The sequence below is a fragment of the Pseudomonas sp. G7(2022) genome (assembly GCF_052660475.1).
This window is the reverse complement of sequence record NZ_CP109659.1, coordinates 1,489,801-1,503,274: the sequence shown is the minus strand read 5'-3', so window position 1 is coordinate 1,503,274 and position 13,474 is coordinate 1,489,801. Positions and strand designations below refer to the sequence as shown.

Annotated in this window: 16 protein-coding genes and 1 tRNA gene; 10 read left to right on the top strand and 7 right to left on the bottom strand. The window is 60.1% G+C overall.

Features of this window, described 5'->3' with window-relative positions:
- The first annotated feature begins 16 nt into the window (after positions 1 to 16).
- From atzF to NE357_RS06765, 8 genes are all read left to right on the top strand, one after another.
- Positions 17 to 1,789 carry an allophanate hydrolase gene (gene atzF, locus NE357_RS06800; protein WP_169429231.1) on the top strand — a complete coding sequence of 591 codons (1,773 nt, stop codon included), beginning with the start codon at positions 17 to 19 and terminating at the stop codon, positions 1,787 to 1,789.
- Positions 1,790 to 1,957: 168 nt separating this feature from the next.
- On the top strand, positions 1,958 to 3,445 hold the full coding sequence (locus NE357_RS06795) for a sensor domain-containing diguanylate cyclase (RefSeq protein WP_169429230.1): 1,488 nt from the start codon (positions 1,958 to 1,960) through the stop codon (positions 3,443 to 3,445).
- 5 nt (positions 3,446 to 3,450) lie between these two features.
- Positions 3,451 to 3,669, top strand: coding sequence for a cysteine-rich CWC family protein (locus NE357_RS06790; RefSeq protein WP_169429229.1), 219 nt, complete (start codon positions 3,451 to 3,453; stop codon positions 3,667 to 3,669).
- 33 nt (positions 3,670 to 3,702) lie between these two features.
- Positions 3,703 to 4,395: a pseudouridine synthase gene (locus tag NE357_RS06785; RefSeq protein WP_169429228.1), complete on the top strand. Its 693-nt coding sequence runs from the start codon at positions 3,703 to 3,705 to the stop codon at positions 4,393 to 4,395.
- A 316-nt stretch (positions 4,396 to 4,711) separates the two neighbouring features.
- Positions 4,712 to 5,596 carry an alpha/beta fold hydrolase gene (locus NE357_RS06780; protein WP_169429227.1) on the top strand — a complete coding sequence of 295 codons (885 nt, stop codon included), beginning with the start codon at positions 4,712 to 4,714 and terminating at the stop codon, positions 5,594 to 5,596.
- 170 nt (positions 5,597 to 5,766) lie between these two features.
- A tRNA-Gly gene (locus NE357_RS06775) sits at positions 5,767 to 5,840 on the top strand.
- A gap of 442 nt (positions 5,841 to 6,282) precedes the next feature.
- Positions 6,283 to 6,462 (top strand): type II toxin-antitoxin system HicA family toxin, encoded by a 180-nt coding sequence (locus NE357_RS06770; RefSeq protein ID WP_007957952.1) that lies wholly within the window; start codon positions 6,283 to 6,285, stop codon positions 6,460 to 6,462.
- Between the two features lie 34 nt (positions 6,463 to 6,496).
- Complete coding sequence (locus NE357_RS06765) at positions 6,497 to 6,904, top strand: type II toxin-antitoxin system HicB family antitoxin (RefSeq protein ID WP_085710213.1); 408 nt, start codon at positions 6,497 to 6,499, stop codon at positions 6,902 to 6,904.
- Positions 6,905 to 6,965: 61 nt separating this feature from the next.
- Here the strand turns inward: NE357_RS06765 and NE357_RS06760 are convergent, their stop codons facing one another.
- Positions 6,966 to 7,334: a DUF6124 family protein gene (locus NE357_RS06760; protein WP_169429226.1), complete on the bottom strand. Its 369-nt coding sequence runs from the start codon at positions 7,332 to 7,334 to the stop codon at positions 6,966 to 6,968.
- Positions 7,335 to 7,862: 528 nt separating this feature from the next.
- Between NE357_RS06760 and NE357_RS06755 the strand changes: the two genes are divergently transcribed.
- Complete coding sequence (locus NE357_RS06755) at positions 7,863 to 8,591, top strand: class I SAM-dependent methyltransferase (protein ID WP_169429225.1); 729 nt, start codon at positions 7,863 to 7,865, stop codon at positions 8,589 to 8,591.
- A 42-nt stretch (positions 8,592 to 8,633) separates the two neighbouring features.
- On the opposite strand, the gene tam is transcribed toward NE357_RS06755, so the two are convergent.
- Complete coding sequence (gene tam / locus NE357_RS06750; RefSeq protein WP_169429224.1) at positions 8,634 to 9,404, bottom strand: trans-aconitate 2-methyltransferase; 771 nt, start codon at positions 9,402 to 9,404, stop codon at positions 8,634 to 8,636.
- Positions 9,405 to 9,619: 215 nt separating this feature from the next.
- Between tam and NE357_RS06745 the strand changes: the two genes are divergently transcribed.
- Positions 9,620 to 10,030, top strand: a complete 411-nt coding sequence (locus tag NE357_RS06745) for a low affinity iron permease family protein (protein WP_011332870.1) — start codon at positions 9,620 to 9,622, stop codon at positions 10,028 to 10,030.
- Between the two features lie 49 nt (positions 10,031 to 10,079).
- On the opposite strand, the gene NE357_RS06740 is transcribed toward NE357_RS06745, so the two are convergent.
- From NE357_RS06740 to fos, 5 genes are all read right to left on the bottom strand, one after another.
- Positions 10,080 to 10,583: a DUF4142 domain-containing protein gene (locus NE357_RS06740; protein ID WP_085683215.1), complete on the bottom strand. Its 504-nt coding sequence runs from the start codon at positions 10,581 to 10,583 to the stop codon at positions 10,080 to 10,082.
- 75 nt (positions 10,584 to 10,658) lie between these two features.
- A complete protein-coding gene (locus NE357_RS06735) occupies positions 10,659 to 10,814 on the bottom strand; it encodes a KGG domain-containing protein (protein WP_082302357.1) in 156 nt (51 codons plus the stop codon).
- A gap of 118 nt (positions 10,815 to 10,932) precedes the next feature.
- Positions 10,933 to 12,282, bottom strand: coding sequence for a sensor domain-containing protein (locus NE357_RS06730; protein ID WP_169429223.1), 1,350 nt, complete (start codon positions 12,280 to 12,282; stop codon positions 10,933 to 10,935).
- Positions 12,283 to 12,358: 76 nt separating this feature from the next.
- The gene (locus NE357_RS06725; protein WP_169429222.1) at positions 12,359 to 12,997 is read right to left on the bottom strand and encodes a LysE family translocator; all 639 of its coding nucleotides are present in this window, start codon (positions 12,995 to 12,997) and stop codon (positions 12,359 to 12,361) included.
- Between the two features lie 60 nt (positions 12,998 to 13,057).
- The gene (gene fos, locus NE357_RS06720) at positions 13,058 to 13,474 is read right to left on the bottom strand and encodes a fosfomycin resistance glutathione transferase (RefSeq protein ID WP_169429221.1); all 417 of its coding nucleotides are present in this window, start codon (positions 13,472 to 13,474) and stop codon (positions 13,058 to 13,060) included.

The window sequence follows — 13,474 nt, the reverse complement described above, 5'->3', positions numbered from 1 at the left end:
GCCAAAGGATCAACCCATGAATCTGCAACTCGATGCCCTGCGCCAGGCCTACCGCAATGGCGACACCACACCCCGGCAATTGCTGTTGGCGCTACGGGAAAAAGCCGCCGCGCTGAACCCGGACTATCACCTGTTCATCCACCTGCTCAGCGCCGAGGAAATGGAGCCTTATCTGGCCGCCCTCGACGGTCGCGATCTCGACAGCCTGCCGTTGTATGGCGTGCCGTTCGCGATCAAGGACAACATTGATCTGGCCGGTGTCCCGACCACCGCCGCATGCCCGGCGTTCGCCTACGTACCGGAACGTTCGGCAACCATCGTCGAACGGCTGCTGGCACTGGGGGCGATCCCGCTGGGCAAGACCAATCTCGACCAGTTCGCCACCGGCCTCAACGGCAGCCGTTCGCCTTACGGCGCCTGCCCGAACAGCGTGTTGCCGGAGTATCCGTCGGGCGGCTCCAGCGCCGGCTCGTCGCTGGCCGTGGCGCTCGGTGTCGCCAGTTTCGCGTTGGGCACCGACACCGCCGGCTCCGGCCGGGTGCCAGCGGCGTTGAACAACCTGGTGGGGCTGAAGGCCAGCAAAGGGCTGATCTCCACCGCCGGCGTGCTACCGGCCTGTCGCACGCTCGATTGCGTCACCACGTTCACCGCAACGGCGCGGGAAGCCAGTCAGCTACTGGCGCTGACCGCGCACCTCGATCCGAGGGACGAATACAGCCGTAGCAATCCGTCATGGAATGACGGTTCCGCGTTCGGCGTGCCACGGCCGTTCCGCTTCGGTGTACCACGTGCGCAAGACCTGGAATTTTTCGGCTGCAAGGAAGGCCCGCGGCTGTTCGGCGATGCCATTGACCGGCTCAAGGCAGCGGGCGGTGAGGCCGTCGAGCTGGACCTGTCGCCGTTCCTCGAAGCGGCGCGGTTGCTCTATGAAGGGCCGTGGGTGGCCGAGCGCTACAGCGTGGCCGGCGAGTTGATGGAAGAAAATCCTGCGGCGGTGCTGCCGGTGTTCCGTGCGGTGCTGGCCAAAGCACCGGCCGTCAGCGGCGTGCAGACGTTCCGCGCGCAATACCACCTGCAAGCGCTGAAAGCCGTTTGCGATAAAGCCCTGGAAGGACTCGACTGCGTGCTCACGCCCACCATCGGTCGTCCGGTGACGCTGGCGGAACTCGACGCAGAACCGGTGCTACGCAATTCCGAACTGGGCTACTACACCAACTTCATGAACCTGCTCGATTACGCTGCCGTCGCCGTACCCGGCGGCTTCATGGCCAACGGGTTGCCGTGGGGTGTGACGCTGTTTGGTCGGGCGTTCACCGATCAGTATCTGCTGGGCGTGGCCGATGCCTTGCAGCGCCAGCAGGATCCCGCGCTGCCGACGCCGAACAACCCGGCGCGCCATGACCGTGCGCGACTGGTGGTCTGCGGCGCGCATCTGGACGGCTTGGCCCTGAACGGGCAGTTGCGGCAACGCGGCGCACGCCTGATCGAGGCCACTTACAGCTCGAAGGACTACAAACTCTATGCCTTGGCCGGTGGCCCGCCGTTGCGCCCGGGCATGCTGCGCGTGGCCGACGGTGGCGTGTCCATCGCGGTGGAAGTCTGGGAGTTACCGAGCAGTGAACTGGGCTCGTTCCTTACCGGGATCCCGGCGCCGCTGGGCCTGGGCAAGGTGCAACTGGCGGATGGCCGATGGGAAAGCGGATTCATCTGCGAACCTTACGGCCTGGAAGGTGCAACCGACATCAGCCATCTGGGTGGGTGGCGAGCGTATCTGCAAACCAGAAACTGATCCGAAAATCGGCCCCCTCTCGTTCCGGGAGGGGGCTGGATGAGCAAGCCATTCTCCAGACACCCCTGCCCGGCTGATCCCCCCGCATTTCAGGCACAAATCCCGCAGTCTTTTCCCCGCCGTGCCACTAGAATGCTGCCCATCGGGTCACTGTCAACGGAATTGCCAATGCCGCTCAGATCTGCGTTTCACTCCCAACGTTCGCTGGTACTGACCCTGGTCGCCCTCCTCGGCGCAGGTTTCCTCGCCACTTCGCTGCTCAGCTATTACGCCTCGCGCGCGTCGATCCGCGACAACATCGTCAACACCGAACTGCCGCTGACCTCCGACACGGTGTACTCGGAAATCCAGAAAGACCTTGTCAGACCGATCCTGATTTCCTCGATGATGTCCCGCGACACCTTCATGCGCGACTGGGTGGTGAACGGCGAGAAAGACAGCGACCAGATGACCCGCTACCTCGACGAGGTCATGACCCACTACGGCGCCTACACCGCGTTCTTTGTCTCCAACAGCACCCACACCTACTACCACGCCAAGGGCGTGCTCAAGCAGGTGAAGATCGACGAGCCACGCGACGCCTGGTACTTCCGCGTGCGCGACATGAAAGAACCCTACGAGATCAACGTCGACCCGGACCTGGCCAACAAAGACAACATGACCTTCTTCATCAACTACAAGGTCTACGACTACAACGATCGCTTCATCGGCGCCGCCGGCGTAGGGCTGACGGTGGACGCTGTGATCAAGTTGATCGACAAGTACCAGCAGCGCTATCAACGCAGCGTTTACTTCGTCGACACCTTTGGCCGGCTGGTCCTGACCGGCGCCGAGGGCGGGCCGGAAGGTGCGCGGGTCGGGAAAAGCCTGACGGATCTCGACAGCATGAAAGGTCTGGTCAGCCAGTTACCCAAACCCCACAGCGGCAGCTACGAATATTCCGCTCACGGCCAGGGACATTTCCTCAACGTGCGGTTCATTCCGGAGCTGAACTGGTACCTGTTCGTCGACAAACGTGAAGACGGTGCGTTGAGCGAGATTCGCCAGTCGCTGTACCTCAACCTGCTGATTTGCCTGCTGGTGACGTTGATCGTGCTGGCGCTGGTCAATCGTTTGATCAAACGCTATCAGGACAAGATCCACGCCCAGGCTACCCTCGACAGCCTCACCGAACTGCCAAACCGGCGCGGCTTCGACTTGCTCGCCGGGCAGGCCTTGCAGGAAGCTCATCGCGAGCCGAAACCGCTGACAGCGCTGTTGCTGGATCTGGACCACTTCAAAGTCTTGAACGACACCTACGGGCACATGGCCGGCGATCAGGTCTTGATCGGTTTTGCCCGGGACCTGCAAAGCTGCCTGCGGCATTCCGACATCGTCTGCCGTTGGGGCGGTGAGGAATTTATCGTTCTGTTGAAGGACACCGACGGCGAGACCGGTCAGAAGATCGCCGAGAAGATCCGCCAGCACGTCGAGCAGCATGAATATGCCTACAACGGTCACACCCTGAATCTGACGGTCAGCATCGGCGCCACCACCCTGCAACCGGATGACACCTTGCACAGCCTGCTGTCCCGGGCCGATCATGCGATGTACCGGGCCAAACAGACCGGCCGCAACCGCACCTGCGTGGAAACGCATCAATCGACCTATGCCTGAAGCCCATGAACAAACCTGACCTCTGCCCGGCCTGCGGCGCCCGCAACGACTGCACCCTGGCCGACCCGCGCACCGCCGACCGTGCCTGCTGGTGCTACGGCGTCTCCATTGACCCGGCAGTGCTCGAAGCCCTGCCAGCGGAACTGCGCGACAAGTCCTGCCTGTGCCCGCGCTGCGCCCGGGTCGAGGCGCAACTGCAAGCAGCCACGCCGTCGATCCCGTAAGATGCGCGCCCCGCTTCCTGCCGATTCCTGATCATGCGCGTCGACCGTTTCCTCAGTAACCTGCCCCGCTACAACCGCAAACAGGTTCGCCTGTTGCTGGTGGAAAAGCGCGTGCGCATCGACGGAAAAGTCGTCAGCGATCCCCACAGCGAAGTCCTGGAATTCAGCCGCGTCGAAGTCGACGACGAAGTGCTGCAAAACGGCAAACCGGCGCGCTACTTCATGCTGTACAAGCCGCAGGGTTGCGTCAGCGCCACCCGCGATCCCGAGCATCCGACCGTGCTCGACCTGATCCACGAGCCGGACAAGGATGACCTGCACATCGCCGGGCGTCTGGACTTCAACACCACCGGGCTGATGCTGATCACCAACGACGGCAGCTGGTCGCGACGCCTGACCCAGCCGCAGACCAAACTGCCGAAGGTCTATTACGTCGAGACCGAACAGGAGATCGGCCCGGAATATGCGGTCAAGTTCGCCGAGGGGATCTACTTCGCCTTTGAGGACCTGACCACCCAACCGGCGCAGCTGCAAGTGCTCGGCCCGCGAACGGCGCGTTTGAGCATCGTCGAAGGTCGTTACCATCAGGTGAAGCGCATGTTCGGCCACTTCAACAACAAAGTGCTGCGCCTGCACCGCGAATCCATGGGCCCACTGCCGCTCGATCACGCGCTAAAACCGGGCGAGTACCGTGCTTTGCGCACCGAAGAGATTCATTTGTTCTAAGCAGCCGACCGCTCAGCAGAAGTTGTCGAACAATTTACCAACGGCACTTGCGCGATCCGGATCCCCCTGCTTGAATCAGGTCGTCGGCCAAATTGTGACCGATGAGTCACACATAACATCCAAGAAACTTTTTGTCGGTAGACAGCCCATCAGGGTTGCGCCTCAGCCGACAGACTGCCCGCCAATAACAATACCCGTCGACCTGCCGTACCGGATCGACATGGGCCACAAAATTCCAGGCGTATGCCTACCTGTCACAAAGCTCGTGCAATCTCATTTGCGCGCATACCCGCTTGCTTGCCAGGAGTCTTATGACATGAGGCCAGAAATCGCTGTGCTGGATATACAGGGTCAGTATCGGGTTTACACGGAGTTCTATCGCGCAGACGCCGCGGAAAAGACCATTATTCTGGTCAACGGCTCGATGGCCACGACTGCGTCGTTTGCACAGACCGTGAAAAATCTGCACCCGCAATTCAACGTGGTTTGCTACGACCAGCCCTACGCGGGCAGGTCGAAAATCCACAATCACCACGAGAAACATCTGACGAAAGAAGTCGAAGGTCTGATCCTGCTGGAGCTGATCGACCACTTCGCCGCCGAACATGTGCTGTCGTTTTCCTGGGGTGGCGCCGCGACCATGGTTGCCCTTGCACACCAGCCCCGGCGTATCGAAAAAGCTGTGATCAGCTCGTTCTCTCCGGTGGTCAACGCGCACATGCTCGACTACCTGGAGCGCGGCGTCGAATGCCTCGGCAAACGCGACGGCGACCGAGTCGGCCATTTGGTCAACAACACCATCGGCAAACACCTGCCGTCGCTGTTCAAGCGCTTCAACTATCGCCACGTCAGCAGCCTGGCCGAGCACGAATACGGGCAGATGCACTTTCACATCAGCAACGTGCTGAACAGCGATCGCCAGTGCTATCTGAACGCGGCGAAAAAGATCAACGTGCCGGTGCTGTTCATGAACGGCGAATGGGACGAATACACCGCCGCCGAAGACGCCCGGCTGTTCGGCAACCACGTGGCGCAAAGCACCTTTACCACCCTGCAGGCCACCGGGCACTTCCTCGACATGGAACACAAATCCGCCTGCCGGGACAGCCAGAACGCCTTGCTCGGTTTCCTGAAACCTGCGCAACAGGCCAGCCGAACGCGTTACCAGTTTGTCCAGGATCACCATGCATTGGCCATTTGAAACAGTGTCGTCGCGAGCAAGCCTGCAAGGCTGAGATTCAGCCGTCCTCCAGCCCGCAGCGCTTGCCCGCGATTGACCGACTTCGGCTCTGTTTCAAGACTTTCCGTTGTGCGCGTGCAAAGAAAACTTCAAATCCGTGGCCGAGTCTGGTACAAAGTCAGCCGCTCTGAGCGGGTGTCGTATAATGGCATTACTCCAGCTTCCCAAGCTGATAACGAGGGTTCGATTCCCTTCACCCGCTCCAATCGAATTTATGTCCTGCGTCGTGGTTTGACGGGGGATGCGCAAACAGAAAAACCGGCCTTGAGGGCCGGTTTTTTTTGTGTCCGGGATTTAGGGAAAATCCCGTTCACTACGCCGAGAGCGGACATTACTTGGACTTCTTAAATCCATTTCGCTGTGGGTTCTCACGCCAAAATCGATATAAGCCCCAAAATATTGGAATTGGAGGTCGCCTCAGAAATTTACTGTGGCTAGGAACCCACATCTGTTGAGCCTCAATGCCAACCCATTGGATTTCATGGAAACGGCCTGCAATACACTCCCCATCCAGCTGAAGTATCCCCGCCTAGACTCCTTCGTGAACACCAGCCCCATCAAAGGACGATGACCGCTCGGTGGTTATAGTGTTGATCGATAAGAAATCGTGGGTATAGTACCCACCAAGCACACCACAAGGAGGTGTTGTGAACAGCCGTTTTCTAATTGGCCAGCTCGTCGCAGACGGTTGGTATCTGGTGCGGGTCAGGGGCAGTCATCATCACTTCAAGCATCCGACCAAACCTGGTCTGGTCACAGTGCCTCACCCGAAGAAGGATCTGCTCAAGAAAACGGCCATCAGCATTTTGCAACAGGCGCTCCTTTGACTCGTTCGGTCAACTGCGCCGTGGAGGACGACACATGCTTTACCCGATCGCGATTTCAGTGGGTGACGAAGGACATGCCTGGGGAGTGGAGGTGCCGGATATTCCGGGCTGCTTCTCCGCTGGAGATGATCTGGATGACGCGATGGCGATGGCCCGCGAAGCCATTGAAGGCCATTTCGAGATTCTGGCCGAGGACGGTTCGCCAATCCCGCCAGCCAACAAGGTCACGCTGCATGCCGCCAATCCAAAATACGCTGGCTGCACGTGGGCGTTGGTGGACATCGATGTAACCAAATACCTGGGCAAAGCTCAGAAACTCAACATCACATTGCCGGGCTACCTGCTGAACCGTATTGATGAATACGTGTTGCACCACCCGGAAGAGAAAAGCCGCTCCGGATTCCTGGCCTCGGCGGCGCTCAAGGTGTTGCAGCAAGGTTGAAGCGGACAAAAAAACCGGTCGCAATGACCGGTTTTTTTATGCCTGCCAGAACAGCTGCAATTCAGCTCTTCACCTCAACATGATCCAGCGCCTGATTCACCGCCAATTCCCCCAGCATCACGACCTGCGCGATTCCCAGGGCCGTCTTGCGATGGGACGGATCGAGCACGGCGGCGAAGTTGCTGAGCATTTCGCTGGCCGAGCCCAGGGATTCGCTGGCGTTGGCGAGCAGCGATTCGGTGTTGTAGGCCGGGTTGGCGAGGAACATCGGTTCAGGCTGGTTGGTCGTGCCCATGACATGGGCGCCGGGGCAGAGGTAGTGATCGAGGGCGCGGTTGGCGGCGTCGTTGAGTTTTCTGCAGTCGATTGAGCTGTAGGGGGACGTTGGGTCGGTTTCGACTTCTGGGGGATTCGGGGTTGGCTTCTTCATAATGGCTTCTTTCTAGTCGATAGGTGGAGCTGACCTACTCGGTTCCAATCGAAGAGGTGGCAGCTGTACACGAGTTGGAACCCGGGCGAAAAAAGCCAAAAGCCCGACAGACTCGAAGTCTCTCGCGCACAGCCGCCATAACAGAGTGCACACCATGAAGGCGGGCAAGCATACGTCATGAAAGCTGCTTTTGCTTTTTTGGGAAGTCGCCGGGGTTCCAATCCCGATCGCCGATTCATCAGCGACCCTCACAGGCTAGAGACCGCACTTCCGACGGACAACCTGAAAACCTTGTGGGAAGGTTCAGTAAACAGGGCCAACTCTTTAAACATCCCGAATTGAAAAACCGCGTTTACAGATCCCCAACACTCCGTCGGTTCTCACTCTCGCCCCGACCCGCTAGCATTTCCCCATCGCCCACCCCCCTCCCCCTGCGCGGCCATCGACGAATACGCGCCATCACGTTTCGAGGGATTCAAATCGTGGCCGTTGAGCCACCTAAATCGAATTCAAAAGAGCACCAAACCCATGACCCAGAACATCTACGACGATCCCGAATTTTTCCAGGGCTACAGCCAGATGAACCGCTCCATCGGCGGCCTCGATGCCGCGCCGGAATGGCCGGCGCTGAAAGCCTTGTTGCCTTCCCTGCACGGTTTGCAGGTGGTGGATCTGGGCTGCGGCTACGGCTGGTTCTGCCGCTGGGCCAGCGAACAGGGCGCTGCCCAAGTGCTGGGGCTGGATGTCTCGGAGAAAATGCTCGAACGGGCGAAGGAAACCACCTCGGCCGCGAACATCCGCTACGAACGCGCCGACCTGGAACACCTTGATTTGCCTGCGTGCACTTACGATCTGGCCTACAGCTCACTGGCGCTGCACTACATCAAGGATCTCTCGGGGCTGTTCGCCAACCTGCATTCGGCACTTAAACCCGGTGCGCATTTTGTGTTTTCCATCGAGCACCCGATCTTCATGGCACCGCGCAATCCGGGCTGGCTGATCGACAGCGAGGGCCACAAGCGCTGGCCGCTGGACAGTTATCAGATGGAAGGCGAACGGGTGACCAACTGGCTGGCCGACGGGGTGATCAAGCAGCATCGTACGGTCGGGACTTTGCTCAACACGTTGATCGACGCCGGGTTCACGATTCAACACGTCAACGAATGGGGCCCGAGCGATGCAGACGTGGCCGCGCAACCGGCCCTCGCCGAAGAACGCGAGCGGCCGATGATGATGCTGGTCGCCGTACAGCGCTGACCGCAAAAAAGAAAGGGCCGATCCAATCGGCCCTTTTTCATTTCAACGTGTGGCAACGATGAACAACCGCGGAAACGGCAACAACACCGAACCATCCGCCAGCGCCGGATAAGCCTTTGCAACCTCCGCCAGATAGTGCGCCAGATACTCCGCTCGCTCCGCATCCGTCAGCGGACTGAGGAACGGAATCAAACCGCTGCCCTTGAACCACTCGACAACGCCGGAAGCCCCGCCCGCCAACTGATGGTGATACGTGGTGCGCCACACATCGACCCGCGCACAATGCGGCCGCAGCATCGAGAAATAAGCACTGGCATCCGCCATTTCCGTCCGCTGCCCCGCCGCACCGGCCAGTTTGCTGGCCCACGGCCCGCTGGCAGCCACTTCACGCATCAACCGGTGGGACGGCTCGTTGAGGTTGTCCGGCATCTGAATCGCCAGACTGCCGCCCTGCGCCAACTTGCCCACCAGCGCCGGCAACAACGTCGCGTGTTCCGGCACCCACTGCAAAACGGCGTTGGCGAAGATCACATCGAACGGCCCTGCATCCGCCCACTTATCGATGTCCGCCACCTCGAACTGCAACTGCGGCAGACGCTTGCGCGCGGCATCGATCATGTCCGGCGAACTGTCGAGCCCCTGCACTTTCGCCCCCGGAAAACGCGTCACCAGAAGCTCGGTCGAGTTGCCGGGGCCACAACCGATATCGACCACTGAACGCGCCTCCCGCGTGGGAATCGCCGCCAGCAGGTCACGGGCCGGGCGGGTGCGTTCATCTTCAAAAGTGACGTATTGCTTGGCGGACCAGGTCATTGCGTTCTCCTGTCGTGGACGTTCTGGCGAAACGTGGAAAAGTGGCTGCCGTCACGATACAGCGATCGTGTTTATCTGCCTTCCCCTACGTACGTCCGATATCGCCGGGAGTGCTGTCTTCACCATGCCCACAGGGACTCAGAAAACTGTAAGTAGAATTTTCCGCCCCCCTCCGATGTCTGAATTTCAAGCTCCCCCCAACAAGGAACACGGCCATGAAATTCGCAAAGATTTCGCAAACGCTGGCGCTATGGGCCGGCAGCCCCAAGACGTTCATGGGGGCGTTGATTCTGATCGGGCTCTGGGGGTTGAGCGGGCCGATTTTCGATTACAACGACACCTGGCAACTGATCATCAACACCTCGACCACGATCATCACCTTCCTGATGGTGTTCCTGATCCAGAACACCCAGAACCGTGACACCGACATCCTGCATTTGAAACTCGATGAGTTGCTGCGGGTGAACAAAGAGGCGCAGAACGCGATGCTCGGGCTGGAGTCGCTGGATCTCAAGCAGTTGGAGGCGTTACGTCGGCATTACCGGGCGATGGGCGAGAACGAGGTGTTTGATCTGGAAGGTCTGGGGGACAAGAGCAAGCCGAAGCAGGATCTGAATGAATGCTGACAGGCAAAAAAAACGGCGCTAAAAAAGCGCCGTTTTCATTTCTGCGGATTCAGCGACTGGCCTGAAGGGCCCGGGCCATTTCCAGATGACTCTGCAATTTCGGCAGGGTCTCGTCGGCAAACGCCTTGATCTCCGGCACGTCAGTGGTCTGGGCCTCCTGCTGGATCTGCTGAATGGCCTCTTCCGTGGCTTTGACCTGACTGGCGGCGTAGGCCTGATCGAAGCTGGCGCCCTCTTTGACTTCCGGCATCAACGCCTTGGCCTTGTCGGCGACTTCTTCGCGGGGCGCCACTGGCAGGTCCAGTTTCTTGGCGATTTTCGCCAGATGCTGGTTGGCGGTGGTGCGGTCGTTGATGACCACGATGGTGTAATCCTTGACCTCTTTGGACTCGGCCTTGCTGTGCGCCAGACGACTGGCCTCGATGTCGGCCATGCCTTTGGCCGAGGCTTCGTTGATGAAGTCGGCGGGCGACTGGGCAAACGCGCTGCTGGCGAACAATCCCAGCAGGCTGACAAAACTGATGTTACGTACTCGGGTGGCCATCCGGCTCATGGTCGCGCCCTCCTTCTTTGCAGATTCAAGCGGGAGCTTGCGCCCCCGCCTCTCAATCAAAACAACCTTCACCGACTATTTCGATTTCTGAGCGGGCTTGCGGCCCATCTCGGTTTTAGGCTCTTTGTCGACAGTCGTGGTGGTGGTTTTCCCACCCTTGCGACCGGCTTCAGACGCCTTCGTTCGATCGTTGGCAAAGTTTCCCGAGTTCGAGTTTCTTGAGTTAGGCATGATTCTCTACCTCTTGGCATTGATCGTAGGCGAGCAGGTGCCCGCCTAGATTGAGAATTTCCTGACTGCCAAAGGTTTAGAAAAGTTGCTTTCGCCGCGACGAACGGTGACGCGCCGATCAGCTGTCCAGCCTTTGATGATTCTGCCGTTTGGCGGCGTACATCACCTGGTCGGCGTGACGAAACAGTTGCTGTTCCTCATCACCATGCTCGGGATAGCGGGCCACGCCGATGCTCGGTTCGATGTGCAGGTTGTGCCCGTCCAGACGCATGGGTTGCACCAGCACCTGTCGGATCTTTTCCGCCACGCTGTCGGCATCGTCGGCGGCATGGACGCTGTGCAACAGCACCACGAACTCGTCGCCACCGATCCGCGCCACGGTGTCGGTCTCGCGCACACAGCCCTTGAGGCGGTTGGCCACAGTCTGCAACAGCATGTCGCCGACACCGTGGCCGAAGGTGTCGTTGACCTGCTTGAAGCGATCCAGATCGACATACAGCAGCGCCATGTGCCCCGATGTTTCCCGAGCGCTGGTCAGCGCAGCCTTCAATCGATCACGCAACAACTCGCGATTGGGCAATTGGGTCAATTGATCGTATTGCGCCATGCGCCGCAGGCGAGCGTGCAATTGCTGACGCTCGATGGCCGTGGCGACCTGGGCGCAGACATATTGCAGCAGTTCCTTGTCACGCTCGGTGTAGCGTTCGCCGCCGGGCAGGCTTTTGACGATCAGGGCGCCGATGGTGCCGTTTTTTGAGTTCAACGGCACACCGAGCCAGCACGGTGAATGCTGCCCCGCCACCAGGGTTTCGAATCCCGCCGGGGCCTGCGGACAATCCGGGGTCAGCAGGATCGGCTGGCCGCTGCGGATCACTTCTGCGCACAGCCGACCGGTCACAGTGCCGGGTTGCTCCGGTTGCAACTCGTCATCGTCGACGTGATAGGGAAAATTCAGTTGCGCGCAATGGTCGTCGTACAGCGCCACGGAGAAATTCAGCGCCGGCAGCCACTCGCCAATGATCAGGTGAATGCGCTTGAACAGTGCCAGCAGATCCTCCGCCGCATGGGCCGCTTCGGAGATCGCGTACAGCGCCGCCTGACGGGATTCTGCGAGTTTCCGTTCGGTGATGTCACGGGCCACGGCGATGCGCAGTTGATCGACTTCCGACCAGCGCGCCGACCAGAGGATGTGCACGATGCTGCCATCCTTGCGCACGTAGCGGTTTTCGAAGTTGTGCTTGGGCTCGCCGCCCATGATGTCGCTGGCGGCAGCCAGGGTGCGCTCACGGTCGGCTGGGTAGACGTAGTCGATCATCGACTGGCCAATCAACTCGTCAGGGGTGTAGCCGAGAATCCGCTCGCAGGCTGCGCTGACAAAAACGAAGCGACCTTGTTTGTCTACCGCACAAACGGCGTCCAGCAACAGATCGATGTAACTCGCCAAGGGCGCAGAATTTCGGCTTTCCATGGTTCAGCGTGGGTGTCCGGGCAATGCAGCACTGATCAACCGTCCCTGACCTCGACCTCGCATCCCTGCGATCACATCAATTCCTGTTCGGCATCAGCCCCGGCAGCGCATGCACCAGAGCATTGATGGCGAAACCGATGAACATTACCCCGCACAACCGGGTGATGGCCAGTTCATGGCGCTGATACAGCGTACGCACCTGTCGGGCGCCGACAACGCCAATGAGAATAGCGTAGGCGAGCAATCCACCCAGGAAGCTCAAAGCAATCAGCATCGGCAGCATCGACCAGTTGAGCAGTTCGGCACGGCTCGACAGCAACGCGGTGAACGTCGCCACCGCCACCGGGTAGGCCTTGGGGTTGGTCAGCCCGAACAGAATGCCGTGCCAGAACGGCTGACGCGCCGCGCCCTGGGGCTGCTCACCGTTGCTGCGCTTGGCCCGCACCGCACGCCAGCCGAGCCAGAACAGGTACAGGCCGCTGAGCACACCGAGCACATCGAAAGCGGTGCTGCCGATTTCCCGGGCGCCGACAATCGCGATCAATGCCGTGCTGCACCAGATCACATCGCCCAGCAGATGCCCGCACAGAAACCCCGCCCCGGCTCGCCGCCCGCGCGCGGCGCCGATGCCAAACACCGCCAGCACACCCGGCCCCGGCGTGATGCCGTAGATGAATCCCGAGGCCAACACGGCCATTAGCAACGATGGAGTCATGGAAAACCTGCAAGTCCCGGAAAACGTGGCCGCCAGTCTATCCCAGCGTTTGGCGAATATTCACGACTCGTTGAAAAAACGCATCCCGGCGTAGGGCTTTTGCCGACACGCGGCCAGTCGCGAGGCCAGATCGCCGACGTGGGCTTCGAGCTGGTGACCGTCCGGGTCGAGGAAGTAGAACGATGCACCTTCGCTGCGGTTGTCACGCCATTCCTGCACGTTGGCGGCGCGAAGCTGCTGGACGAACAGCGGAAAGTCTTCTGCGCCGAGGCTGAAGGCGTAGTGGGTGTAGTCGGCGGCGGGATGGGGTTGGCGTTGTTCATCCAGCGACAGGCACAACCACAGGCCCGGGAGCGAGAGATAGGCACCGGCGTCCCACGTGGCCTCGACCCTCAGGCGCAGCACGTCACGGTAGAACGCGAGGCTGCGGTCCAGGTCGGTGACGGCGAGGGTCAGGTGGTTGAGGCCGGTGAGCAT

Coding starts and splice junctions, on each gene's coding strand:
- atzF (WP_169429231.1), top strand. CDS start 17: ATGAATCTGCAACTCGATGCCCTGCGCCAGGCCTACCGCAATGGCGAC.
- NE357_RS06795 (WP_169429230.1), top strand. CDS start 1,958: ATGCCGCTCAGATCTGCGTTTCACTCCCAACGTTCGCTGGTACTGACC.
- NE357_RS06790 (WP_169429229.1), top strand. CDS start 3,451: ATGAACAAACCTGACCTCTGCCCGGCCTGCGGCGCCCGCAACGACTGC.
- NE357_RS06785 (WP_169429228.1), top strand. CDS start 3,703: ATGCGCGTCGACCGTTTCCTCAGTAACCTGCCCCGCTACAACCGCAAA.
- NE357_RS06780 (WP_169429227.1), top strand. CDS start 4,712: ATGAGGCCAGAAATCGCTGTGCTGGATATACAGGGTCAGTATCGGGTT.
- NE357_RS06765 (WP_085710213.1), top strand. CDS start 6,497: ATGCTTTACCCGATCGCGATTTCAGTGGGTGACGAAGGACATGCCTGG.
- NE357_RS06760 (WP_169429226.1), bottom strand. CDS start 7,334: ATGAAGAAGCCAACCCCGAATCCCCCAGAAGTCGAAACCGACCCAACG.
- NE357_RS06755 (WP_169429225.1), top strand. CDS start 7,863: ATGACCCAGAACATCTACGACGATCCCGAATTTTTCCAGGGCTACAGC.
- tam (WP_169429224.1), bottom strand. CDS start 9,404: ATGACCTGGTCCGCCAAGCAATACGTCACTTTTGAAGATGAACGCACC.
- NE357_RS06745 (WP_011332870.1), top strand. CDS start 9,620: ATGAAATTCGCAAAGATTTCGCAAACGCTGGCGCTATGGGCCGGCAGC.
- NE357_RS06740 (WP_085683215.1), bottom strand. CDS start 10,583: ATGAGCCGGATGGCCACCCGAGTACGTAACATCAGTTTTGTCAGCCTG.
- NE357_RS06735 (WP_082302357.1), bottom strand. CDS start 10,814: ATGCCTAACTCAAGAAACTCGAACTCGGGAAACTTTGCCAACGATCGA.
- NE357_RS06730 (WP_169429223.1), bottom strand. CDS start 12,282: ATGGAAAGCCGAAATTCTGCGCCCTTGGCGAGTTACATCGATCTGTTG.
- NE357_RS06725 (WP_169429222.1), bottom strand. CDS start 12,997: ATGACTCCATCGTTGCTAATGGCCGTGTTGGCCTCGGGATTCATCTAC.
- fos (WP_169429221.1), bottom strand. CDS start 13,474: ATGCTCACCGGCCTCAACCACCTGACCCTCGCCGTCACCGACCTGGAC.